This is a genomic window from Vreelandella hamiltonii (genome assembly GCF_014651795.1).
In the GTDB taxonomy this organism is placed as follows: domain Bacteria; phylum Pseudomonadota; class Gammaproteobacteria; order Pseudomonadales; family Halomonadaceae; genus Vreelandella; species Vreelandella hamiltonii.
Genome location: NZ_BMXO01000014.1, coordinates 58,751 through 81,962, shown reverse-complemented (window position 1 = coordinate 81,962; position 23,212 = coordinate 58,751). Strand labels below are relative to the sequence as shown.

Annotated in this window: 21 protein-coding genes and 1 pseudogene; 1 reads left to right on the top strand and 21 read right to left on the bottom strand. The window is 59.4% G+C overall.

Features of this window, described 5'->3' with window-relative positions:
• Positions 1–5: 5 nt before the first annotated feature.
• The 12 genes and pseudogenes from vasI to tssB all read right to left on the bottom strand — a co-directional run bounded on the left by vasI (position 6) and on the right by tssB (position 14,219).
• Complete coding sequence (gene vasI, locus IE061_RS13915) at positions 6–659, bottom strand: type VI secretion system-associated protein VasI (protein ID WP_084123818.1); 654 nt, start codon at positions 657–659, stop codon at positions 6–8.
• Positions 656–2,242: a sigma-54 interaction domain-containing protein gene (locus IE061_RS13910; RefSeq protein WP_052196474.1), complete on the bottom strand. Its 1,587-nt coding sequence runs from the start codon at positions 2,240–2,242 to the stop codon at positions 656–658. Before IE061_RS13910 ends, vasI begins: the two co-directional genes overlap by 4 nt.
• Positions 2,243–2,246: 4 nt before the next feature.
• A complete protein-coding gene (tssH, locus tag IE061_RS13905; RefSeq protein WP_193461857.1) occupies positions 2,247–4,859 on the bottom strand; it encodes a type VI secretion system ATPase TssH in 2,613 nt (870 codons plus the stop codon).
• An 8-nt stretch (positions 4,860–4,867) separates the two neighbouring features.
• Entirely contained in the window at positions 4,868–5,710 is an 843-nt protein-coding gene (icmH, locus tag IE061_RS13900) for a type IVB secretion system protein IcmH/DotU (RefSeq protein ID WP_084123817.1), read from the bottom strand.
• A gap of 3 nt (positions 5,711–5,713) precedes the next feature.
• Positions 5,714–7,048 (bottom strand): type VI secretion system baseplate subunit TssK, encoded by a 1,335-nt coding sequence (tssK, locus tag IE061_RS13895; RefSeq protein WP_039182365.1) that lies wholly within the window; start codon positions 7,046–7,048, stop codon positions 5,714–5,716.
• Entirely contained in the window at positions 7,048–7,587 is a 540-nt protein-coding gene (gene tssJ, locus IE061_RS13890) for a type VI secretion system lipoprotein TssJ (RefSeq protein WP_039182362.1), read from the bottom strand. Before tssJ ends, tssK begins: the two co-directional genes overlap by 1 nt.
• Positions 7,584–8,954, bottom strand: a complete 1,371-nt coding sequence (gene tagH / locus IE061_RS13885) for a type VI secretion system-associated FHA domain protein TagH (protein ID WP_193461856.1) — start codon at positions 8,952–8,954, stop codon at positions 7,584–7,586. Before tagH ends, tssJ begins: the two co-directional genes overlap by 4 nt.
• A 3-nt stretch (positions 8,955–8,957) precedes the next feature.
• Complete coding sequence (gene tssG, locus IE061_RS13880) at positions 8,958–9,980, bottom strand: type VI secretion system baseplate subunit TssG (protein ID WP_039182449.1); 1,023 nt, start codon at positions 9,978–9,980, stop codon at positions 8,958–8,960.
• A pseudogene (gene tssF / locus IE061_RS13875) lies at positions 9,944–11,708 on the bottom strand (type VI secretion system baseplate subunit TssF). The gene tssG and the pseudogene tssF overlap by 37 nt, the downstream one beginning before the upstream one ends.
• Before the next feature lie 18 nt (positions 11,709–11,726).
• Positions 11,727–12,152: a type VI secretion system baseplate subunit TssE gene (gene tssE / locus IE061_RS13870; protein ID WP_230478473.1), complete on the bottom strand. Its 426-nt coding sequence runs from the start codon at positions 12,150–12,152 to the stop codon at positions 11,727–11,729.
• 21 nt (positions 12,153–12,173) lie between these two features.
• A complete protein-coding gene (gene tssC / locus IE061_RS13865) occupies positions 12,174–13,658 on the bottom strand; it encodes a type VI secretion system contractile sheath large subunit (RefSeq protein WP_039182353.1) in 1,485 nt (494 codons plus the stop codon).
• 54 nt (positions 13,659–13,712) lie between these two features.
• Positions 13,713–14,219, bottom strand: a complete 507-nt coding sequence (tssB, locus tag IE061_RS13860; protein WP_039182350.1) for a type VI secretion system contractile sheath small subunit — start codon at positions 14,217–14,219, stop codon at positions 13,713–13,715.
• Between the two features lie 605 nt (positions 14,220–14,824).
• Between tssB and IE061_RS13855 the strand changes: the two genes are divergently transcribed.
• Positions 14,825–15,343, top strand: coding sequence for an Hcp family type VI secretion system effector (locus IE061_RS13855; protein WP_039182347.1), 519 nt, complete (start codon positions 14,825–14,827; stop codon positions 15,341–15,343).
• A gap of 76 nt (positions 15,344–15,419) precedes the next feature.
• Here IE061_RS13855 and IE061_RS13850 read toward each other — a convergent pair whose 3' ends face one another.
• The 9 genes from IE061_RS13850 to ileS all read right to left on the bottom strand — a co-directional run bounded on the left by IE061_RS13850 (position 15,420) and on the right by ileS (position 23,210).
• Complete coding sequence (locus IE061_RS13850) at positions 15,420–16,442, bottom strand: tryptophan--tRNA ligase (RefSeq protein ID WP_039182344.1); 1,023 nt, start codon at positions 16,440–16,442, stop codon at positions 15,420–15,422.
• A gap of 49 nt (positions 16,443–16,491) precedes the next feature.
• Entirely contained in the window at positions 16,492–16,947 is a 456-nt protein-coding gene (locus IE061_RS13845; protein WP_193461855.1) for a pilus assembly PilX family protein, read from the bottom strand.
• 18 nt (positions 16,948–16,965) lie between these two features.
• Positions 16,966–17,433: a PilW family protein gene (locus IE061_RS13840; RefSeq protein ID WP_193461854.1), complete on the bottom strand. Its 468-nt coding sequence runs from the start codon at positions 17,431–17,433 to the stop codon at positions 16,966–16,968.
• Between the two features lie 17 nt (positions 17,434–17,450).
• On the bottom strand, positions 17,451–17,888 hold the full coding sequence (locus IE061_RS13835) for a type IV pilus modification PilV family protein (protein WP_268992389.1): 438 nt from the start codon (positions 17,886–17,888) through the stop codon (positions 17,451–17,453).
• Entirely contained in the window at positions 17,857–18,255 is a 399-nt protein-coding gene (locus IE061_RS13830) for a type IV pilin protein (RefSeq protein WP_308429551.1), read from the bottom strand. The genes IE061_RS13835 and IE061_RS13830 overlap by 32 nt, the downstream gene beginning before the upstream one ends.
• 105 nt (positions 18,256–18,360) lie before the next feature.
• On the bottom strand, positions 18,361–19,341 hold the full coding sequence (ispH, locus tag IE061_RS13825) for a 4-hydroxy-3-methylbut-2-enyl diphosphate reductase (RefSeq protein WP_016916032.1): 981 nt from the start codon (positions 19,339–19,341) through the stop codon (positions 18,361–18,363).
• A gap of 36 nt (positions 19,342–19,377) precedes the next feature.
• Positions 19,378–19,821 carry an FKBP-type peptidyl-prolyl cis-trans isomerase gene (fkpB, locus tag IE061_RS13820; protein ID WP_081138848.1) on the bottom strand — a complete coding sequence of 148 codons (444 nt, stop codon included), beginning with the start codon at positions 19,819–19,821 and terminating at the stop codon, positions 19,378–19,380.
• A gap of 28 nt (positions 19,822–19,849) precedes the next feature.
• Positions 19,850–20,386, bottom strand: a complete 537-nt coding sequence (gene lspA / locus IE061_RS13815; RefSeq protein WP_016916030.1) for a signal peptidase II — start codon at positions 20,384–20,386, stop codon at positions 19,850–19,852.
• Positions 20,379–23,210 (bottom strand): isoleucine--tRNA ligase, encoded by a 2,832-nt coding sequence (ileS, locus tag IE061_RS13810; RefSeq protein ID WP_193461852.1) that lies wholly within the window; start codon positions 23,208–23,210, stop codon positions 20,379–20,381. The genes lspA and ileS overlap by 8 nt, the downstream gene beginning before the upstream one ends.
• Positions 23,211–23,212 lie beyond the last annotated feature (2 nt).

Genomic DNA, 23,212 nt, shown 5'->3' with positions numbered 1-23,212 from the left:
CTCCCTTACCATCGACAGGCGTTGCGTAGTGGCTGGATCTCTTCACGCAACCCGGAAACATCGAAACGCAAGCCATCCAGCATGGCGACGTCACTGCGCATCGTGACTTCATTGGCATTGAGCAGTTGGCGCAGGGTATCGATGGCAGGCAACCCGCGTCCTCCGCTCAGCACCTGCCCGCCATCCCGTGCCCGCCACTGCTGCTGAACGGCCATGCCATTCCCCGTGAGCTGCAGGTCTACCCGGGCCTCGTTGAGCGGGGTCGGCAGATGCAGCTGGAACCGCGTGATGAGTTTTTCACAGGCCATGACCAGGATCGGGCGTGGCGGTGTCGTTCCCAGTGCGGGCACGCTCATCAACACATCTTCGCCTTGGGTGTGCACCAGAAGCCCGACATCGTCCTGATCCCGCGCGGACTCCTGACGCTCGATGGCATGCCATAGGGCTGGCAAGGCATCTGTAGAAACTGGCTCGTCATCCGCTTGGAAAATAGCGTCGAAGCAGTTCAAGCGTTCCAGCCTGGACGTTTGTTCCGCGCAGGCACGGGCCTGTTCCAACAGCACGGCATTCGCGTCTGCCTGCGCGAAAGCGCTCGACCACGGGCCTGCAATCAGTACGCTCAGGATGAGCCAGTGTGGCATTAGCGGCTTGACGTTCATTTAGTATCCAATTCCAGTTGCTGGCACTTGTGTGCCAGCGTTCGCTTAGGCAATCCCAAACTTTCGGCGGCCTGCGCTCGATTGCCGCCAAAACGACGTAATCGCTGCAGAATGATCGCGGACTCCACTTCCCGAAGCGCCTGGCGAAGGTCATCCACCTCCTCTCCCACCGGTAGCCCGGGAGGAGCTTCCGGACGCAAGGAGGCCTCGGCCTTGTCGTGCGTCTCCCCTGGCAACGCATGGGCTTCGATGTCCACATGGGCCGGGGTCATGGCACAGGCGTAATCTACGATGTTTTTCAGCTCACGGACGTTGCCCGGGTAGTCACGGCGACCCAACAGGCGCAGCGCTGCCGGGGTAATGCCCATTTCCTCGCGCCCCTCCCGAGAGCAGAAGTCGGTGATGAACGACTGCACCAGGAGGGCAATGTCATCACGCCGCTCGGATAGCGGTGGCAGCGTGATGGGGAACTGCCCCAGCCGGTAGTAGAGATCGGCGCGAAAATGCTGCTCTTTGATCTGCTCTCGCAGCGGCTGGTGGGTCGCTGCCACTAGCCGCAAGTCGGCACAGCGCTCTTCGCTGGAGCCCAGCGGCCGATATCTGCCGCTCTCCAGTACGCGCAGCAGCTTGGCCTGCAGCGCCAGGGGCATGTCACCGATTTCATCCAGAAACAGCGTGCCGCCATCTGCCTGGCTAATCAGCCCCTCACGCGCCTGGTCGGCCCCTGAAAAGGCCCCTTTGGTATGGCCAAACAGCTCGGACTCCAGCAGCGATTCCGGTATCGCCGCACAGTTGATGGCCATGAACGGGGCATCGGCGCGGCCCGAAAACTGGTGTATGGCCCGGGCGACACGGTCCTTGCCGGTGCCGGTTTCCCCTTGCAGCAGCACGGCCAGGTTGGTCTCGGCCGCCCGAATGACCTGTTGTCGCAACTCGTTCATGACCGGTGACTGGCCCAGCAGGTCGTTGGCCAACTGGTCGGCCAAGGCTCGGCGACGGGCACCATCATTGAGCTTGGCCAAGGATTCACGCAGCACTCGAGAGCGCTGGCGCTCGCCCTGCTCCCGGGCAAGCCGCGACCATAAGCGACACAACAGCGCTTCGAAGGCGGCCATGCCCGGATGCTGGAGCAAAGCCTCCAACACCGGCGCAGGCCCTACCATCAGCAGCACCCCCAGCCACTCACGAGCGCCATCGTCAGCTCGCAGCGGCCGAACATGCAGTTGCTGAGATGCCTTCAGCGCCAGAAGCTGGGCCTGGAATCCCGGATGGTCCAGGCGGCTACGTGCGTCTGCGACACTCAGGGTCAAGGGCTTTGCACTGCGAATCACATGCGCGTAGGGGTGGCTGAAATCCGTGCAATCAAACTGCACGTCATCATGGTCACGACCCAACCAGCGGCCACTGCCCTCTACGAACAGGCACTCCGCCACTGCCAGCCCCAGGTGCCGCTGCAGCAGCGAGGCGGCCTGGCGCCTTAGCGCTGCGGTGGAAGCACTTTCGACCAGGCTCAGTGCCAGCGGCATGCCCGCCAGTTCGGCGGGCAGTTGCACGGAGGTGGTAGAAGCGGCAGGCAGCGTCATGGTGTCAGGCAACCTCGGCGGTGAAGGTGCCATGCTCGGCGTCGACCCCGAGCACCACCCGGGCAACGGTTTCACGTCGCGCCATCCGTTCGAGCAGGGCACGTGAGAGCGGTGGCAACAGCTCGCCGTCAATCACCGACTCCAGCATCCGCGCGCCGTTTTCGCTGCGCGTCGCGCGCCCACAGATGGCCTCGACCAGCGCATCTTCCAGCTGCACGTCGGCCTGACGATGCCGCTCGCGGATGCGCTTCTCCAGGGTTGCCAGCTTGGCGTGCACGATATTGCGCAGGGTGTCGCCATCCAGCGGCAGGTAGGGCACCGTTTCCATCCTTGCCAGCAGGGCTGGTTTGAAGAAGCCTGCCAGCACGGGGTACAGGGCGGCATCCAGCGCCTGGGCGTCATGGCCGTGGTTGACGATCGCCTCGTAGCCCAGGTTGGAGGTGAGGAAGAACAGCACGTTCTTGCAGTCGATCAAGCGACCTTCGCCGTCCGCCAGCTCGCCTTTGTCAAAGGCTTGATAGAAGAGGTTCAGCACATCCGGGTGCGCTTTTTCCACTTCGTCCAAAAGCACCACCGAATAGGGACGCTGACGAATCGCTTCCGTGAGCAGACCGCCTTCACCAAACCCCACGTAACCCGGGGGGGAGCCGATCAGCCTGGAAACGGTATGCTTTTCCTGATATTCGGACATGTTGATCGTGGTGAGGAACTGGCGCCCCCCGTACAGCTGTTCGGCGATTTGCACCACGGTTTCGGTTTTACCGACGCCGCTAGGCCCTACCAGCAGGAACGCGCCCAGGGGTCTGCCGGGGCGACGCAGGTCGGCTCGGGCGGTCAGCAAGTGGCGGTGAATGCGCTCGATAGCAACATCTTGCCCTTTGATCAGCCCGCCCAGATGTTCGGGCAGCTCGGTAAGCCGCGTCAGCTCGTCGCTGGTCATGCGTTCGACGGGCACGCCCGTCCAGTCGCCAATCACCTGGGCAATCTGCGCCTCCTCCACGCTGGGATTCACTAGCGCAAAGCTGCTTTGCAGATGAGCCAACTGCTGTTCACGCTCGGCCAGCTCTTCTTGCAGCGCGCCGGGTACATCTTCTTGCGCTTCGCTTTCCAACAGCTGACGATGCAGGGCAACGATTGCATCGACACACTCACGCTGCTCTTTCCAGGCCGATTCCAGCGTGGCCAGCTCCGACTCCAGACCAGCCAACCGTTCATCCAGCGCCTGACTGAGTGCCGCATCAGGCTGGCGACCCAGCAGCATTTCACGGGCCAACTGGTCACGTTCACGCAGTGCGGCCGTGTGTTCGCTTTGCAGGTGGCTCAGCTTGCGCGGTGGCGTATCCAGAGCCTGCGCCAAGCGCGTGCAGGCTGTGTCCAGCACGTCAATGGCTTTATCCGGCAGTTGGCGTCCGGCCAGATAGCGTGCCGAGAGAGCGGCGGCGGCACGCAGGCCGCTGTCGCCAATCAGTACACCATGGGCACGCTCGTAGACATCTCGCAGGCCGCGCAGGATGACCAGCGCTTGGTCGACACTCGGTTCGGACAAGGCCACCGGCTGGAAACGACGCGACAGCGCGGGATCCTTCTCGAAATACTTCTTGTACTCTCGCCAGGTGGTGGCGGCGATGGTGCGAAGCTCGCCACGCGCCAGGGCGGGCTTGAGCAAGTTGGCGGCATCACCCCCCCCTTCCTGATTACCGGCCCCGATCAGCGTGTGGGCTTCATCGATGAACAGCAGCGTGGGCTTGGCCGCATTCTTCACTTCATCGATGACCGCCTTGAGGCGCTTTTCAAACTCACCCTTGACTGCGGCCCCGGCCTGCAAGGCCCCCAGGTCCAGCGTCAACAGCTCCACATCCGCCAAGGCGCTGGGCACCTGACCGGCGACGATACGAGCAGCCAGGCCTTCTACCACGGCGCTTTTGCCCACCCCGGCATCACCAATCACGATGGGGTTGTTCTTGCGTCTGCGGCCCAGGATATCGAGCATCTGGTCGATTTCCGGGTCACGCCCCAGCACCGGGTCCAACTGCCCTTGACGCGCCTGCTCGGTAAGCGACGTGGCAAAGCGTGCCAGCGCGCTGTCATCGCCTTGTTTGGACGAAGCGGGCCGCGCAGCGCCTGCCGTCGTTTCCTGTGGCGCTTCGGCGGAATCCGCCGTGATGCGGTCGAGGTGGCGACGCAGGTTCTCGCGATTGATGTCGGCCAGCAGGCGAACCGAGCCGGCCCCCAGGTAGCGCTCGGGGTTATGCAGCAGCGCGGTAAAGATGGCTCCGCTGCGCAGGCTCTGGTGCTGGTACTCGGTAGAGGCCAGTAGCCACGCGTCCTGCAACAGCTCCACCAGAAGTGGCGAGAAGCTAGGCGTCGTCACGTCGAGGTCCCGTGGCGGACGAGTATCTTCCGCTAGCTGGGCACGCAAGGCGGCCGTGTCGAGATCGACGCTTTCACAGATGCAGCGCACGTCGCACAACGGTTGATCCAGCATCGCTTGCAGCACATGCCCAACGGTCACTTCAGGTGCTTGCTGCTGTGCGCACAGTACCGCCGCCTGCTCCAGACCTTGACGAGCAACACTATTGAGACGGCCGATCAGCGCGGGTAGCTCTACCCTGAGCATGGTAACTCCTAGCGATAAAGTTGATTGAGAAGAGAGGTAATCTGTTCAGCCTGCTGATCCAGCGACCATGAGAACGCCAGGAAGACCGCCACCATGGAGATGCCAAACAGCGCAAAAATGCCCCAGACCGGGAACCGGGACATACTGCGCTGACGGCCCTGCACCACGTTTTTGAGCGGCTGGGTCAGGCTGTCTTCGGCGGGTGGCTGCAGACCAGCCAACTGGTCGCCCAGGGCACGTACGATTTGCTCGTACTCTTCGCGACCGTGAGACATCACGCGGTAGCGACCCTCGAACCCCAGGCAGAGACACAGATAGATAAACTCCAGCATGTCTCGATACCGCTGGGGCTCCTGCTGCAAACGCGCCAGGATGGAGAAGACTTTTTCTCCGCCCCAGGTTTCGTTGTGGAAGCGAGTCAGCAGCGAGTGTTCTGCCCACTTGCTCTGCCGCCCCCAGGGCATGCCCATGACGGCTTCGTCAATGAAGGAGCACAGCACATAGCGGTAGGCCAGCAGCGTCGCGCGGTCATAGCCTTGTTCGGTCAGCTCGATCTCGATGGCGGCGATTTCATCCACCACCTGACGATAGAGGCGCTCCACATCACCCACGCTGTCCAACTGACGAACTCTGACCACCATGCCCAGCAGGCTGCTGGCAGCATCCACCAGCGGGTTCAGGTTGTGACCACGCAGCCGGAACCAGTAATCTTCGTCGGCATCCAGCTGTTCGGCGTGACTATGAATCAGGTGTTCCAGGCCACGCTCGTTGATGAGGTCTTCGTGGCGCCCCTTGGGGTGTGCATCACGCTGCCGAGCCGTGTAATGATCGTTACTGACTAATGGTTGCATGGTTTAACTCCTGATCGCCCAGAACTGCATTTCCAGACCCGGGAATTCACCCGCCACGTGGAAGGCAAAGCCGCTTGCCCCGTTCAGCATTCCCCACGCTTCGCTCTGCCGGTCCAGTTGGAAGTAGGTGTAGCCTGCGTGGTAAGGCAGCTCGCGGGGGGCCACGGGCAGCGGCTCCAGCGGTACGCCGGGAAGTTGCAAGCTGATCAGATCCCGAATGCGCTCCACGCTGGCCACTTTGGTCTGCTGCAAGAACAGCTTGCGCAACCGCTCGTTGGGCATATCGGCGCGCACCGCAAGAATGAACTCCGCAGACTCGATCAAACTCAGGTCCGACAGCGGTGCCACCAGCAGGCCAAAACGACGCGCCTGCAGCTGAATGGCCACGGCACGGGGCTCCAGTACGGTAGAGAGCGCCTGGCGCAGCATTTTCATCAGCGGACGAAACGCACGCTCAGGGTGGTCGTGGTCATAGGCTGGACATTCGGGGGGCAGCCTCGACTCGTCGGTAAAGGTCACCAGCTCGCAGGCGATTTCATGCATCGTGTCGTAGAGCCGCTCGGGGTGCAGTTGCCCCAGGCGAGCCAGGTGCTGAAAGCGCGGCTGAGCGCGATTGAGCAGTTGCAGCAGCATGAAATCCGACACGTCGGCTACACCGGCCTGATGGGGGGTGGAGAGGCGCTGAGCAATGTTGCGGGCACGCTCGCGCATCAGCCCCGCCATCTCGCCAACGAAACGCTGTAGCCCTGGCGCCGCCTGAACGTTCATCAAGGTAGGCAGGAACTGCTCGTCCAGCACCAGGCTGCCGTCCGGGCGGCGTTCGACGATGCGTGCCACGGCCAGACATGCATAGCCACTGCGGTCGTCTCGTTCGAGCAGTAGCCGTGGTGAAACACGCGCAAGGTCCAGCTCGGCGGTCGATCCATCCTGAGAGTGCAGGTCACGCACGCTTCTGCTGGTCAGCCGATAACGAGCCGGCAAGTCATCTTCCGGCCAGCGGACTTCGCCCACGCCATCCGTGGCCAAGGGTAGTCCCAGGTAGACCACCTGATTGGTAATGGACGCATCACTGATTTCCAGCGGGGTCGGTTCGACATCATCGGCAGGCAGATGGAAGGCCACCCCATCAGGCATCACGCCGCTTGCCTTGCTGATGGCCACACGCCCAAAGCTCAGGAACTCGTTGTTCAGCTCCAGAGAGAGAAATCCATAAAGGTAATGGCTGACGCCTTTGAGGCGTGTATCCAGGAGACCTTCCAGACTGCGTTGCTGCTGCTGAAAATGCTGCGGCTTGATGAACAGTCCTTCGCTCCATACCACACGATTTCGAGTCGCCATTATTCCTCCTTCCTTAGCTCGACTTCACTGTCACGGAGGTGCACCAGCAGGTGGTAGTGCTGGCCCTGGCTGGTGACTCTGACGACTTTCTTCCACTCGGCCTCATCGGGCGTGGCGTAAAAGGCGATGATGCCGATGTAACGGGTCTCGGCATCGACCTCGAAGGGCTCGTAGAACTTCCACTGCCCAGGCAGTAGCGTGAAATCGTCGTGGGTCAGGTAGTTCGTTCCCAAAGCCTCTTCCAAGTCGCGCTGGAGCTGGCCAAGATCAGCAGCCATCAGCATGGAGTCGTCTTTCAACTGGAGGATCTGGAAACGCAGCGGCGTTCCTTCGCCATCGATATTGGGATTGACGTTGGGCTCCGCCACCATGCTCAGATCGATGCGCGTTGGCTGCTCTTCTGGATAGCCCACAGGAATGGAGGGGTCGCGAATGACCTGCCATGCCTTGCTGGTCGCCTCACGTGTAGAGGCACACCCCGTCAGCACAAGCAGCAAGCAGAACAGCCCAACTCCACGGGCAAAACGTGGCGCGCTCATGCCTCCTCCCGCTGCTGGCGACGAACAGACTGGTCATAGCCCTGCTCGAACACTTCCCAGAACAGTTTGTGGAATCCCTGCTGGCGACCCGAGTTCAGCTCACGGTAGTAGTGCTGATACATTTCCCACGCCCAGCCGCTTTCGTCTTCAATTCGGTTACCCGCGCCGCGATAGGCATGGAAACGCTTCAGCAGCGCATCGGGAGAGAAGGCTTCCAGGATGGCGCCCAGCGCTTGGCCAATGGCCTCCTCGACCGCAGCCTGATGCTGCCCCTGATGGCGCAGGCTCTCCGCGACTGCCTCGGGGGCCGAGAGATGTACCGGGCTGCGCTGGGCAGAGAACATGGTCTGGGCCGTCTCTTCGAACGTCAGCCCCAGGCGCAGCGGATTGTCTTCGATGGGCTGCAAGCGACGATCGCGCAGCGGGTACTTGCTATCGTTTTGCTGCTCTTGCAGCTGGCGCAAGCCATCGACGGCTGCACGCAGGGTTTGCCCGGCTTCCTCCAGGAAGGCTTGCTGCTCTTCACTGTCACGAAAAGGCAGGTCCAGCCCCATACCGCGCAAGAGAGGATCGGCACCTACATGACCCAGCGCCTTCGATGTCGGCTTTTGCCAGCGGTCCTCTAACTGCTCACCCACCGAGCGCTCCAGGTCGTTAAGTTGCCGCTCATCCATGTCACTGCTCCTCTGCCTTGTCGTGCCGTTTAAGGGTTTGATATCGGGAAGCCTGACGGCCTCGACGTAACGCTCTTGGCGCTGCCACTCGCCTCGCTGTGAAGGCTGACCCACCGGCATGGCATCCAGGGGATCGATAGAAGAAGACGTCGCTCCTTTATCCAGTGCCACCATCGGGTCGTGCTGAAGAGAGCCGGGCATTGCCCCTCCCAACGCCTCCATGGGATCTTCTTGCCGAGAGGCATTGAGTGAGTATTCACTGACCAGCAGTTCGGCATCGCCAAGCGCCGTCATGTCTTCATGCTCTTCGTCGATCAACGTGGTGACCGAGGTGATGCCCGGCTGCCAGGCATGCCTGTCGCCTAAATGAACCTTGAGCCGATACTCACCGACGATGAGCTCGTCGCCATCACGTAATGCGACTTTTCTGTCTCGACCCACGGGCAAGGTCGCCCTGTTGATGTAAGTGTGCCCGCTGCGATCGACCAGACAGAACTTGCCGTCGATTTTGGTCACTTCAGCGTGCTGGGGACGTATCCGGCCGCCGTGGTCTTGCAACAGCCAGTCGTCGTAGTCGCTGCTTCCCAACGAGCCACCCTGGCCATGAAATACATGGCTACTGGATGAACGCCCCTCAAGTTGCTCGCTGTTCAAAACCACCAGCGTGATGGCATCGAATGGATCGGCATGCATGATTTAACTCGTCATTTGAATACGTACGCGGCGACGTGTGGAGCTATCGTCACCATCGGGGTTCACAAAGGTCGTCCAACCCAACTGGCATGAGCCAGCGTCGCCCAGGCGCATCGGCTTCACTTCGCTTGCCAGCAGCTCCAGCTCCAGGTCGTAAGCCAAGGGCTCGCGTAACACGAAGCTGACCAGCGTTTTCAGCGGCTGATGCTCGACGCCGTCTGGCAGAAAGTCGCGAAACCGCGCAAGGCTGAGACCTCTCAGGCACAGCGCGAACTTGCTGTTCACGTCGGCTACACGCTCACCGGCCACGAAGTCCTCGCCCAGTTGCATGCCCGACAGCCCCGCACGACTGCGCTGATCCACCGGAATATCGACCCAGCGATGCACCCATTGCGCAATATCGACCTGGGCAAGATCGAAACAGTGGCTCACGATGCCGCTCACCACATCGGGCGAACGGGAACGCCCGGCAAGCAGACCGGCATACGCCAGCATCTTGCTCCAGTTGATCGGTGTTTCACCGCGCAGATTGCCGTCTGCTAGGCCCACCAGGGCAAACACGGTGGCGGAAAACCCATCTTCGGCATCATTCTGATAACGCACATAGTGGCGATACTTGCGCCAGCTTCTGTGCATCAGTGTCAGCAGGCGGTGGTTGAAGAAGTCCAGGAAGTCGCCAGCAGCCCCTTCCTGATGGGCAGACTCATGCGCCAATGCTTCCAGGTAGTAACTGGGCAACGGCGATTGCGCGCCTTGCAGTCCCAGAAAGCTGACCTGCATGGCATATTGGCCAGACGCATCTACCTCCAATCCCAACACGTCGCTGCCGGGAAACCCCAGTGATGCAGAAGCGGTGTAACGCACACGCTGAAACGCAGGCACGCTACCGCCAGACCGTTGCTCCAGATCGTCACCATGGTGACGGTGCAACAGCTCGACCAATTGAAAAAACTCGTAGCGTCGCGCCCGGTTCAACAAGGGCGCCAGCGCTACATCAGGGGTTGCTGGCCCACTTGTAGGTTCCATACGTAGCGCTCTTGATTGTGACGATTGATGACCTGCAACTCATGAAATGAGTTGATGCTGGCGTACAACGACAAGAACCGGGCAAGCACGCTGCCAAAGAGATACAGGCTTCCCTCGTCGCCAAACGCGTCTTGGTCGAGGGTCATGACAGAACGCAGCCCACGCACTGGAAGTCCTTTTCTCAAGCGGTCGATCGGCTGTGTCTCGATATCGACGATGCCGTTCAATCGCTTCTGCGCTACCCGCTCGGCCTGCCTGTCCACCAGAGCGCGAAAATCGTACGCTCTCAACACGGCGCACAGCGCATCACGATTCAGCAGCGACAGGTAGTTCAACGACAGATTCGAGATCAGCACCCACAACAGGCCGTCATCCAGCGCAGGGCGCAGCACGGGCGTAGGACGAGTAATGTTGTGGAACGTCGCAAAGGTAGGGCTATGCTGGGTATCGACGCACACATCCCCCACCGTGAGCTGCTCTGGCAGCTCGCGGTTACTGCATGTCAGCCCTAACGAGATGGTTTCTCGGCGCCCCAGGCAGGCCTGTTCGTCACCGCGAATGAAGGCGATGTCATGGTCAAAGCCATCGCCACGCAGGCTATCGCACACCCTGACACGGAAGTGCAGCGCATCGCGCCCACGGTCGCGTTCGATTTGATGCTGAAAGCTCTCGAAAGGCACGTAGCGCCGCATGGCAGCCTGGGTGCGACTCTGCTCGCCATCCAAGCGTCCCAGCACTTCATCGACACTGAAAATTTCGTAGTGAGAAGGCACTTTGCTGCTGGGGCGAATGCGGTATTCGCTACGCTCCCCCGTCAGGTCGATGGGCTCGGCATCATGACTGAACAGGTTGATCGCAGGCGTGCAATACAGCGCCAGATGCTCGTCTTGTACACGAGCATCCGTGGGCAAGGGCCGGCTGAAGACGAAGCGCAACGTCATGGCAGCGGAGGGGACCTCCGGCAGGACGTCTCCAAGCTTCATCACATCGAAGAAGTGGAAGGCCTCGGGGAAGCAGAGGTACTCCTGAAGAATCCGGTACCCTTGATGCACATTGCGGGGATATGGCAGCAGTGCCTGCTCGCTATCGAAGCCAACCGCTTGAAGCGCCGCTTTCGGCAAGCTGTAACGCTTGCCCTCTACCTCGACTTCGAGCTTGTCCAGATAGTGGCTCAACCACAGGTAGAGCGTCCTGGCCGTATAGCCATCCCCCCCCCAGGTACAACCGCAGATGGTCGATACCCAAGGTATTCAGGGGCTGCTCGCTGTGTACCGCCATGCTTAACTCGACGATCGAGTTTTCTCGCGTATGCCGTGCGTTGACGCCATCGTGTGCCAAGGGATACAGAACCACGTCATGACACGTCCGGAAGAGGCAAGCCGTTTCCTGAACAGGCACGCTGGAGAGCTCGGTACCGCGCGGCACTCCCTGCTTCTGACTAAGCGCGTGCAGCTTGGGAGCAAACTGCACTACCGTCATGCTGGGCACTGGCCGCAGGTAATTGGGCCAGAGCATACTGATCAGTGAATGGGTGAGTTCGGGGAACTCATCTTCCACTTTCTCACGCATGCGACCGGTCAGAAAGGCGAAGCCTTCCAGCAGCCGTTCCACATCAGGGTCGGTGCTACGCTCGGACAGAAAACGGCTGAGGCCGGGATTTGCATCTGCAAATTCCCGCCCCTGCTTTTTCAAGAAGTTGAGCTCATCACGGTAGTAGCGGTTAAGCATTCATGCCTCTTAGGCCTATCAGTTGAGACACTGATAACGCTTGTTGTTGAGCAATAGGTCAATGGTGGTGTGGGTACTTCCCTTACCCAACAGCACCGTGGCATGTACTTGAAAACGCAGCTGCAGAGGGTCACCGGAATTGGGCAACGACTCCACATCGACACGCTTGACCCTAGGCTCATAGCGCTCGATGCAGTGCCTGATGGCCTGTTTTATGTTGAGTTCAAGATCGAGCACACCAATGGTGGCATCGTTGAAGTCCAACAGGCCCAGCTCAGGCACGCTCGCACTATTTCCTGGGTGGCTATTGAGCAAGTCCACCAAATGCCGCTTGATGGACTCGACCACATCCTCGAGGGTGCCCTCGTCACTACGGCTCTCAAGCTGCCGAGGAGCAGCAAGGCGCTCGAACAGTCGACTTCCTAGCCGAACACGGCTTTCCATGGCCATAGCGCCTTCAACCCCTTATTCCTTATCGAGACGGCCTACCAGCGAGAGCTCGAAGTTGGCCCCCATGTACTTGAAGTGTGGACGAACCGCCATGGAGACCTGATACCAGCCCGGATCTCCTTCCACGTCGGATACCTGAATGGAAGCAGCACGCAGCGGGCGGCGGCTACGCACGTCTGCCGGGGGGTTTTCCTGGTCGGCAACGTATTGGCGAATCCAGACGTTGAGTTCGCGCTCCAGATCCTGGCGCTCTTTCCATGAACCAATCTGCTCGCGCTGCAGCACTTTCACGTAGTGCGCCAGGCGATTGATGATGAACATGTAGGGAAGCTGGGTGCCCAACTTGAAGTTGGTTTCCGCGGCTTTACCTTCCGCCGTGTTCGGGAACACCTTGGGCTTTTGCACCGAGTTGGCAGAGAAGAAGGCTGCGTTGTCACTGCCCTTGCGCATCGTGAGCGAAATGAAGCCTTCTTCGGCCATTTCGAACTCGCGACGGTCAGTGATCAGCACTTCCGTTGGAATTTTGGCCTGCAGTTGACCAAACGCCTCGTAGGTATGGACGGGCAAGTTTTCCACGGCACCGCCGCTCTGGGGGCCGATGATATTCGGACACCAACGGTATTTGGCAAAGCTGTCGGTCAAACGCTCGGCCAACAGGTAAGCCGTGTTGCCCCACAGGTAATGCTCGTGGTTTTCGCTCACGTTTTCACGATAGTTGAACGATTTGACCGGATTTTCGATGGGGTCATAGGGCGTACGCAGCAAAAAGCGCGGCGCTGTCAGACCCAGGTAACGGGCGTCTTCGGATTCACGCAGACTACGCCAGCGCGCGTATTTCGGGCCTTCGAAAATGGCCTTGAAATCCTTGATGTTGGGTAGCTCTTCAAAACTGTCGATACCGAAGAAAGAGGGCGCCACGGAAGACATGAAAGGCGCGTGTGACATGGCACCCACGGCAGAAGCGTACTGCAACAGCTTCATGTCCGGCGTAGAGGGCGAGAAATCATAATGACCGATGATACCGGCAACGGGCTCACCACCGAACTGGCCGTATCCGGCGTTGTAAACGTGATGATAGAGGCCACTCTGGCTGATTTCAGGGGCAAACTCGAAATCCTCGAGCAGCTCTTGCTTGGTGGCATGCAGCACGTCCAGCTTGATGTTTTCACGGAAGTCCGTGCGATCCACCAGCAGTTTCAGCCCTCGCCAAGCAGATTCCATTTGCTGGAAACCCTGATCATGCAGAATTTCATCCACTTGATGACTGATCTTGCGGTCCAGCTCGACGATCATGCCGTCTACCAGCGACTTGTTGACGCTTTGTACCGCATCCTTGCTGTTGAGCAGCTCGGCAATGAACGCGGCGACGCCCTGCTTGGCGACGTCATACCCCTCATCGGCCGGAGCCATGCGCGTTTGAGCCATCACCTGATCCAGAAGTGAAAGCTCCGATTCTGTTTCCGTTACTGCTGCCGATTGCTGCTTTGCCGTCTTGCTCATCGCCTATGCCTCGAAACCGTTGACTGTTGAATGGATGCGTCGCTTAACTTGGCACTAATCGTCTTTACGATCCGTGCCCAAAAGCTCCAACTCGCTCAACAACTGTTGGCGGGCATCTTCGTTCTCGAGCAGTTTCTGCAGACGGTCACGAAATGCAGGAACGTTGCCCAGCGGCCCCTTGAGCGCCACCAATGCCTCACGCAGCTCAACCAGCTTGCGCAATTCCGGCACCTGTTTGGCCACGGCATCAGGCGAGAAATCTTCAAGTGATTTGAACGAAAGATTGACCGCCATATCGCTTGGCTCTTCGCTCTCTTCCAACCGATTAGGCACAGCTGCCTGAAGTGTCAGGCCCGCTTCACGCATGACAGACTGAAAGTTGTTCTTATCAACGGAGACCGCTTGACGCTCTTCAATGGGGGTCTCTTCCTCGCCACCCTTGAAGTCACCCACCACCAACAGCTTGAGGGGCAGCTCGGTTTCTGCCTGCTGGTCGCCAGTGGCTGGCACGTACTTGATATTGATGCGCTCTTTTGGCGCGACAGTTCCTTGTTTAGCCATGCGAGTATGCCCTAAAGAGAAGTGACCGAATGTAACCGCGAACGGTTCTCAATCTCTGGACGGTAACTAATTTGGCTGTGCAATGCCAACGTGCCAAATAGCGCGCTACAGAAACCACTCTCGGCCCATATGGCCCTGCACCCACCTTTTCAGCGACATTGACGTATTTTGTAAGCATAAAAAGACAACAAAGCATTTCTAATTTTAATTTGTAAGATATTTCTTACAAAAACTATCGGCAATGTCTTAACCAAAAAGACAGAAATCGCTTACATGGGCATGTGAATTCAGCGCACTCATCAAGCTTTCGAAACGACCAAAAAGAGGCGCACTCATAATTAAAATAAACACAAACGAACATTAATTAACAAACCTGGTAATTAATAAATTCCATTGAGAAATAAGGAAAGGATATCGAGCAAGCGATTGCCCCGAAGGCAATGGCTTGCCTGAACTCAAGCAAAACGTCGCCTAATTTTAATTAAAACAGGGAATAAAATAAATTTAAGCTATTGTTTTTAAACAAATTAAAAAAAATGGCCCGGGTATTGCTCTATAACCAGGGCCAACGGGCAATTTTTTCAACCTCGTCAAGGAGCAGACTTATGCCAACTCCATGTTATATCAGCATCGAAGGTCAAACTCAGGGCAACATCACGGCAGGCGCCTTCACTCCCGATTCCGTAGGCAACATCTACGTGGAAGGCCATGAAGACCAAATGCTGGTGCAGGAATTCAAGCATGTCGTCACCGTACCGACTGACCCGCAGTCTGGTCAGCCTTCCGGTCAGCGTGCCCACAAGCCGTTCGTCTTCACCGTAGCGCTCAACAAAGCCGTTCCGCTGATGTACAACGCGCTGGCTTCGGGTGAAATGCTGCCTAACGTCGAGCTGAAGTGGTACCGCACGTCAGTCGAAGGTAAGCAAGAGCACTTCTTCACCACGACACTGACCGACGCCACCATCGTGGACATCAATCTGCGCATGCCTCACGCTCAGGACATCACCAAGTCTGAGTTCACTCAGCTGATGGACGTGTCACTGGCTTACCGCAAGATCGATTGGGAACACACCGTTGCAGGCACTTCTGGCTCTGACGACTGGCGTGCTCCTATCGAAAGCTAAGCTGTCTTTCGATACGCAAAAGGCCCTCCGATGGAGGGCCTTTTTATGTTCGGCATGACGCCTTTCATCTTTTCATTCAGACAAAACGCCCTAGCCCTACCACCGAACGCAGCTTGTCCATGGTGATGGATGCCTCGGCACGGGCACGCTCAGCACCTTTCTGCAATATGGCTTCGATATGGGCAGGGTCTTCCATCAAGGCGTTATAGCGTTCACGCGGCGCGCTGAGATGGGCATTGAGGTATTCGAAGACCTGATCCTTGGCCTCTCCCCAGCCAATACCTTCTGCATACTGTTGACGCATGGTGGCGGTTTCGGCATCGCTGGCAAACGCGGCATAGATCTGGAACAGCGTACACGTGTCGGGGTCTTTGGGCTCACCAGGTTCCAGAGAGTTGGTCTTGATCTTGCGCACCAGCTTTTGCAGCTTTTTCTCGCTGACAAAAAGCGGAATGGTATTGTTGTAGCTTTTGGACATCTTGCGACCGTCCAGGCCTTTCAGCACCTCTGCCTTTTCGTTGACCACGGCTTCCGGCTGAGCAAAGTATTGCCCTTTGAACAGATGGTTGAAGCGCCCTGCGATATCACGTGCCATCTCGATATGCTGGATCTGGTCGCGCCCGACCGGCACTTTATGGGCATTGAACATCAGGATATCGGCGGCCATCAGTACCGGGTAGCTAAACAGCCCCATGGTAATGCCCTTGTCCGGATCCTGGTCGCCTGCCTCTTCGTTCTCGGCCACGGCGGCCTTGTAGGCATGGGCTCGGTTCATCAGGCCCTTGGCACAGACGCACGACAGCATCCACATCAGCTCGGGAATTTCGCTGATATCCGACTGGCGATAGAAGATGGCGTTATCGGTATCCAGACCCAACGCCAGCCAGGTAGCGGCGATCTCCATGCGTGACGCCTGAACACGCTTGGGGTCCTGACACTTGATCAGGGCGTGAAAGTCGGCCAGGAAGTAGAACGACTGCACGTTAGGGTCCTGGCTTGCCTCGATGGCAGGCTTGATGGCCCCGACGTAATTGCCGAGGTGAGGCGTCCCCGTCGTGGTAATCCCGGTCAGCACGCGGGTTTTGGCTATCTGACTCATGATCTGGATCCAACTGAATAAAGGTGAAAAACGATACGCTATTGTACGCCTATTTCCAAACGACGACTGCCTGTCCATCCGCTCGAGTGTCCAGCCTCACGAAGACGGGCTCACTCTGGGCCACGATGCCATCACGTTCAGACAGCACGGCCCCCAACGCCATGACCCATGATTCGCCTTGAAACACCACCGGCACGAACAGGCAGCCCTGGGATGGGCAATCCTGGGACACGCGCTGGGCATGGGGATGACCAAGATAGTCTTCGAAGCGCACCGTGGCGGGAACTTCTATCTGCGGCGCGCCCTCCCACGACAGTTCGTCGAATCGCCATACCGCGTGTGCCGCCGCACTCCCTGAATTCATTTGAGCCTGCAGGGAAGCACGGAAATTGCCCGCGAGCCGCTCGTCCACCAGGGCGGACTGCATGCCCATCATCGCCGTAACCAGTGCACTGGCCAGCAGCACCATGACAATGACCAGCGCAGCGCCTCGCTGAGTGTTCATCTGCTCGAGCCCTCCAGGCTATTCATCCGGATGGAATAACGCTTCACGATGGGTCACATGAAAAGTGACTGCTTGACCACTGGGTCCTAACGGCAACACTACTTGATACACGTCAGGCGCCTGTCCAACGACGGTGCCGACGGGTTCATCGCGTGCACAGGAGGCCCCCTCTGCAGCCTGGAAGGTCACCAGCGGCTGCGCTCGCGACATATCCTGTAGTGTGCAGCGACACTCACTGGCTGACGGGACGCACTGTAACCGGTAGTACGGCTCTCCCGTAGCGTCGTATGCCCCGTGGCGCTGTAACGTGGCCGTAATGTGGGCAACGGAGAAAATCAGCGCCTCCTGCTGGCGCCCGAGACTTTCAGTCTGCCGAAATGTGTGCAGAGTACTCAAGAAGAGCTGCCCTGCCCCTATCACGATGATGACGCCCACCACCATGGCCACCATCATCTCGGTCAGGGTGAAGCCGTTTTGCCTCTCCATAGGCGCCGCCACACTCTTTAAAGAGGGAGTTGAAAAGGATAAACAAGCGACTGGGCGCTTGCGTCCAACGCGCTGTCCAGCCCGACCGTCACCTCGAACAGGCAATCTTGCCGAGTAATGGTGCTATCAGTCGCCCTGGCATGGCGGATAAGCGGCCCACCTGAAGCAGCGAACCAGGCCGTGTGCCAGGCACGCTCGATTTCAGCAAGCGGGATATCCTGACAGCCCTCGGCATGACGCGTTGCCGCCCAGACTCGCTCCTGGGCATCCAGCGCCGCTACGCTCACCAGCGTTTGCTGATAGCCGCGCTGCACGGCCTGCAAGGCTTTCAGCTGCATGGCAGCAATACTGATCAGGCCAAGTGACAGCACCACCAGCGCCACGAGTGCCTCGACCAAGGAGAAGCCGCCTTGCTGCCGGTGCTTACCAGCAGGCAGCTGGCAGTCTTTCGCCACGGGCGTTGTACTGCAAGTCTTGTTCGCAGCCATCGTCTCGCTCACTGGAAGCCGTTAGCAGGAAACCACCGTCTTCGTCACCACCATTGGCGACCGTAATGGCGTAGCTACCATCGGGCGAGGTGGCCGTGACGGTACAGCCATTGTAGGAGTATTGACGTGAATAGCAGCGCTCCATCTCGGAGGCGGCCTGAAGCAGGCCCGCATGCGCATCGGTGCGCAGGGAACGCTCGACATAACGGTTGTAGCTGGGGTAGGCGATACCGACGACGATACCGATGATCGCGACGGCAATCAGCAGTTCGATGAGGGTGAACCCCTGGGGAGGAAACTTGCCACCCACAGGGGGGATAGAGCGATCTGGCACGCGCGGTGCTCCCGTATCAACTGAACCATACTTCGAGTATGTCCCAAACCGATACGCTTTGCACCTCCATGAACAGCTCAGGTGTTAACGCTGTCTCACTGTTGACTATTCACTAACGATCACACGCTCGCGTAGCTCTTTGGGCATGGAGAAGGTGATGTTCTCCTCACGCCCCTGCAGCTCCACGGGGGCTTCTGCGCCTAGTGTCTGTAACTGGTCGATGACGCCTTTCACCAGCACTTCCGGGGCGCTGGCACCAGCAGTGACACCAATGCGCTTGACGCCTTCGAGCCAGGCAGCCTCGATCTGCTCGGCATTGTCGATCAGATAGGCGGGGGTCCCCATGCGCTCGGAAAGCTCCCGCAGGCGGTTGGAGTTCGAGCTGTTGGGGCTGCCCACGACCAGCACCAGGTCGCTGTCCGCTGCCAGCTCGCGCACGGCATCCTGGCGGTTCTGGGTGGCGTAGCAGATATCGTCCTTGCGCGGCCCCTGGATCTCGGGAAACTTCTCACGCAGCGCGTCGATCACTTTGGCCGTGTCGTCCATGGAGAGCGTGGTCTGGGTGACGAACGCCAGCGCCGCAGGGTCGTTGACGACCAGATTGGCAACGTCCTGTTCGTCTTCCACCAGATAGATCTTGCCCCCATGGGAAGTGTCGTAGCGCCCCATGGTGCCTTCGACTTCGGGGTGGCCTTCATGCCCGATGAGAATGCACTCCTGGCCGCGTTTGGCATAGCGCAGCACTTCCATGTGCACCTTGGTGACCAGCGGACAAGTGGCATCGAAGACTTTCAGACCACGCTGTTCGGCATCCTGCTGAACCGCTCGGGAAACGCCGTGGGCCGAGAAGATGACGATCACATCGTCGGGCACTTCATGGAGTTCTTCGACGAAGACGGCCCCGCGCTCGCGCAGCGTTTCCACCACGAAGCGGTTGTGCACAACTTCATGGCGCACATAAATCGGCGGGCCGAAGACATCCAGCGCGCGATTGACGATATCGATCGCACGGTCGACCCCGGCGCAGAATCCGCGCGGGTTAGCCAACTTGATCTGAATGGGCTGAGATGACTCTGATGACTGCATAAATGCGCCTTGATGCAACCTGCATCGCTCGGGAAATTAGTGTTTGGTGATCGGCGTGACGTTGAGAACTTCGACCTCGAACGTCAGCGTGCGCCCTGCCAGCGGGTGGTTGAAATCGACCTCCACGCGGTCACCTTCTACTGTTTTGACCACGCCCGGCAGTTCCGTTCCCGCCTTGTCGGCAAACGACATGACCATACCCACCTCGGGCTCGTCGTCACCAAAATCTGCTCGCTTCAAGGTCTGGATATTCTGCGGATTATGCTGACCGAAGGCATGCTCCGGGGTAATCTGGAATGACCCGCTCTGGCCGGCGGCCATGCCCTTGATGGGGTGCTCGAACCCCGGCGGCAAGTTGCCATCGCCATATTGAAACGTGGCAGCCGCTTTCTCTTTGGTGGAATCCACCACCGTGCCGTCCTCCAGCTTCAACGTGAAGTGGAGGGTGATTTCCATGCCATCGTCAATTAGGTAGTCCATAGTTCCTCACAGGTAGGCGCGGGGGCGTTCAGGCCATTTTTTTACGGCGTCGATCGCCCATGAACGACTCCCAGATAAGCCCCACGGCACCCAGCGTAATACCAATATCGGCCACGTTGAAAGCCGGGTAGTACCAGCCCGCCACGTGGAATGAGAGAAAGTCCACGACATAGCCGTGAATCAGCCGATCATACAGGTTGCCCAGCGCACCACCGATGATCAACGGCAGCGCGATGGCCAGCAGCTTTTCGTCTGCCCGTACCCTGGAGAGCCACACGGTCAGCCCGATGCTGGCGCCAATGGCCACCGTGGCAAAGAACCAGCGCTGCCAGCCAGGATGGTCAGCCAGGAAGCTGAAGGCCGCGCCGGTATTGTGCAGCAGGGTCAGGTTGAAAAACGGCAGCACTTCAACCGGCTGTGCATAACTCAAAAAATGGCTGGCGGCGTATTTGGTCAGCAAATCCAGCACGATCACCGCCACCGCCAGCCATAGCCAGCGCAGCGGCCGCCGCATGGGCGGACGCTGGTGGGTCGACGCTTCCGTGCCGCTCACGGTGTTAGGCATAGTAACGAATCTCTCCACTGCCTTCGGGCAAGTTGCTCACACAGCGGCCACACAGGTCCGGATGGGCGGCAAAACTGCCCACATCGGCGCGGTGGTGCCAGCAGCGCTCGCACTTGGCATGCTCACTGGCGTTGACGGCTACCTTCAACCCCTCAAGCTCGGTACTTTCGGCACCGGCCGCATCGGCCAGCGGTGCCAGATGCACTTCACTGGTGAGCATCACAAAACGCAGCTCGTCGCCCAGCTTGGCCAGCGCCGTGTGCAGTTCGTCGTTCACGTAAAGCGTGACTTCCGCCGCCAGGCTGCCCTTGATCACTTTGGCGTTACGGGCATCTTCCAGGCACTTGTTCACCGAGTGCTTCACTTCCAGCACCTGCTCCCAGAACGCCCGGCCCATCTCGGCACCCTCATCCAGCATGGAGAGGCCTGTGTAGTAGGTCTCCAGCAGCACGCTGTCGCCACGCTGGCCGGGGATATGCTCGAAAATCTCTTCGGCGGTGAACGACAGAATCGGGGCCACCCAGCGGCTCAACGCTTCCACCACGTGATACAGCGCAGTTTGCGCACTGCGACGGGCCAGCGAGTCGGTTTGCGTGGTGTACTGGCGGTCCTTGATGACATCCAGGTAGAAACCACCCAGCTCCCGTGCGCAGAAACCGTGCACCTGCTGGTAGACATCCAGGAAGCGGTACTCTTCATACGCTTTTTCGATACGGCCCTGCAGCTGAGCCGCACGGTCCACTACCCACTGGTCCAGCGCCAGCATATCGCCGAACGCCACCTGATCCCGAGCAGGGTCAAAACCGCTCAGGTTGGACAACAGGAAGCGGGCCGTGTTGCGAATACGGCGATAGACGTCGGCCGTACGCTTGAGAATTTCGTCGGAGACGGCCATCTCGCCGGAGTAGTCCGTCGAGGCGACCCACAAGCGCAGAATGTCCGCCCCCAGCTTGTCCATCACGCTTTGCGGGGCCACCACGTTACCGATGGACTTGGACATCTTGCGCCCCTGGGCATCGACGGTGAAGCCGTGGGTCAGCAGCTGCCGGTAAGGCGCATGCCCATCGATGGCCGCGCCGGTCAGCAGCGAGGAGTGGAACCAGCCCCGGTGCTGGTCCGAGCCTTCCAGGTAAAGGTCTGCCCGGGGGCCACTCTCATGGCCATGGGGGTGCGAGCCGCGCAGCACGTGGCGGTGGGTGGTGCCCGAGTCGAACCACACGTCCAGCGTGTCGGTGACTTTTTCGTAGTCGGCGGCTTCCGCGCCCAGCAGCTCGGAGGGTTCCAGCTTGAACCACGCCTCAATGCCCTCTTGCTCCACGCGCTTGGCGGCTTCTTCCATCAGCGACACGGTGTTCGGGTGCAGCTCACCGGTTTGCCTGTGCAGGAAGAAGGGGACCGGCACGCCCCAGTTACGCTGACGGGAGATACACCAATCCGGGCGGTTGGCAATCATGCTGTGCAGGCGCGCCTGCCCCCAGGCAGGGGTGAACTCGGTGGCTTCGATACCGGCCAGCGCCCGTTCGCGCAGGGTCTTGCCATCCTTGCCTTTGATATCCATGCCGACGAACCACTGGGCCGTGGCACGATAGATGACCGGCGTCTTGTGGCGCCAGCAGTGCATATAGCTGTGCGTGATCGGCGTATGGGCCATCAGCGCGTTCACGTCACGCAGCTTGTCGATGATGTTCGGGTTGGCTTTCCAGATCATCTGACCGCCAAAGAAAGGCAGGTCGTCGATATAGACACCGTTACCCTGCACCGGGTTAAGCATGTCGTCAAAGCTCATGCCGTAAGCGCGGCAGGTGTTGAAGTCGTCTACCCCGTAGGAGGGGGCCGAGTGAACGATACCGGTGCTGCCGACCTCGGACTCCACATAGTCCGCCAGATAGACCGGCGAGAGGCGGTCGTAGAACGGATGGCGGAAATTGATCAGATCCAGGTGTTTACCCTGAGTCGTTGCCACCACGTCACCTTGCAAGCCAAAACGCTCCAGGCAGCTCTCGACCAGCTCTTCGGCCAGCAGCAGCAACCGCTCGCCGGTATCCACCAGCGCGTAGGTGAAGTCGGGGTGAACGTTCAGCGCCTGGTTGGCGGGAATGGTCCAGGGCGTGGTGGTCCAGATGACCACCGCCGCAGGCTTGGCCAGCTCGCTCAGACCGAACGCCGCTGCCAGCTTGTCGGCATCTTCCACGGGGAAGGCCACGTCGATGGCGTCAGATTTTTTATCAGCGTACTCGACTTCCGCCTCGGCCAGCGCCGAGCCACAGTCGAAGCACCAGTTGACCGGTTTAAGCCCTTTGAAGACGTAGCCCGCTTCGACCATATCGGCCAGGGCGCGGATCTCGCCCGCCTCGTTGGCGTAATCCATGGAGCGGTAGGGGTGATCCCAATCACCGATGATCCCCAGGCGCACGAAATCCACCAGCTGGGTTTCGATCTGGGCACCGGCGTACTCACGGCACAGCTCACGGGCTTTATCGGCCGGAAGGTGCTTGCCATGGGTGGTCTCGACCTTGTGCTCGATAGGCAGGCCGTGGCAGTCCCAACCCGGCACGTAGGGTGCATCGAAGCCCGCCAGGTTCTTGGACTTGACGATGATGTCCTTGAGAATCTTGTTGACGGCGTGACCGATATGGATGCTGCCGTTGGCATAGGGAGGGCCATCGTGCAGGACGAACAGCGGTGCCCCCGCACGGGCTTCGCGCAGGCGCTGGTACAGGTTCATGTCCTGCCACTGGGAAACGCGCCCTGGCTCCTGCTTCGGCAGCATGCCGCGCATGGGAAAGTCGGTTTCTGGCAGGTTTAGCGTGTGCTTGTAATCCATAG

Bases quoted from the DNA above. Each gene is read 5' to 3' on its own strand.
- vasI (WP_084123818.1), bottom strand. From the start codon at position 659: ATGAACGTCAAGCCGCTAATGCCACACTGGCTCATCCTGAGCGTACTG.
- IE061_RS13910 (WP_052196474.1), bottom strand. From the start codon at position 2,242: ATGACGCTGCCTGCCGCTTCTACCACCTCCGTGCAACTGCCCGCCGAA.
- tssH (WP_193461857.1), bottom strand. From the start codon at position 4,859: ATGCTCAGGGTAGAGCTACCCGCGCTGATCGGCCGTCTCAATAGTGTT.
- icmH (WP_084123817.1), bottom strand. From the start codon at position 5,710: ATGCAACCATTAGTCAGTAACGATCATTACACGGCTCGGCAGCGTGAT.
- tssK (WP_039182365.1), bottom strand. From the start codon at position 7,048: ATGGCGACTCGAAATCGTGTGGTATGGAGCGAAGGACTGTTCATCAAG.
- tssJ (WP_039182362.1), bottom strand. From the start codon at position 7,587: ATGAGCGCGCCACGTTTTGCCCGTGGAGTTGGGCTGTTCTGCTTGCTG.
- tagH (WP_193461856.1), bottom strand. From the start codon at position 8,954: ATGCATGCCGATCCATTCGATGCCATCACGCTGGTGGTTTTGAACAGC.
- tssG (WP_039182449.1), bottom strand. From the start codon at position 9,980: ATGGAACCTACAAGTGGGCCAGCAACCCCTGATGTAGCGCTGGCGCCC.
- tssE (WP_230478473.1), bottom strand. From the start codon at position 12,152: ATGGAAAGCCGTGTTCGGCTAGGAAGTCGACTGTTCGAGCGCCTTGCT.
- tssC (WP_039182353.1), bottom strand. From the start codon at position 13,658: ATGAGCAAGACGGCAAAGCAGCAATCGGCAGCAGTAACGGAAACAGAA.
- tssB (WP_039182350.1), bottom strand. From the start codon at position 14,219: ATGGCTAAACAAGGAACTGTCGCGCCAAAAGAGCGCATCAATATCAAG.
- IE061_RS13855 (WP_039182347.1), top strand. From the start codon at position 14,825: ATGCCAACTCCATGTTATATCAGCATCGAAGGTCAAACTCAGGGCAAC.
- IE061_RS13850 (WP_039182344.1), bottom strand. From the start codon at position 16,442: ATGAGTCAGATAGCCAAAACCCGCGTGCTGACCGGGATTACCACGACG.
- IE061_RS13845 (WP_193461855.1), bottom strand. From the start codon at position 16,947: ATGAACACTCAGCGAGGCGCTGCGCTGGTCATTGTCATGGTGCTGCTG.
- IE061_RS13840 (WP_193461854.1), bottom strand. From the start codon at position 17,433: ATGGAGAGGCAAAACGGCTTCACCCTGACCGAGATGATGGTGGCCATG.
- ispH (WP_016916032.1), bottom strand. From the start codon at position 19,341: ATGCAGTCATCAGAGTCATCTCAGCCCATTCAGATCAAGTTGGCTAAC.
- fkpB (WP_081138848.1), bottom strand. From the start codon at position 19,821: ATGGACTACCTAATTGACGATGGCATGGAAATCACCCTCCACTTCACG.
- lspA (WP_016916030.1), bottom strand. From the start codon at position 20,386: ATGCCTAACACCGTGAGCGGCACGGAAGCGTCGACCCACCAGCGTCCG.
- ileS (WP_193461852.1), bottom strand. From the start codon at position 23,210: ATGGATTACAAGCACACGCTAAACCTGCCAGAAACCGACTTTCCCATG.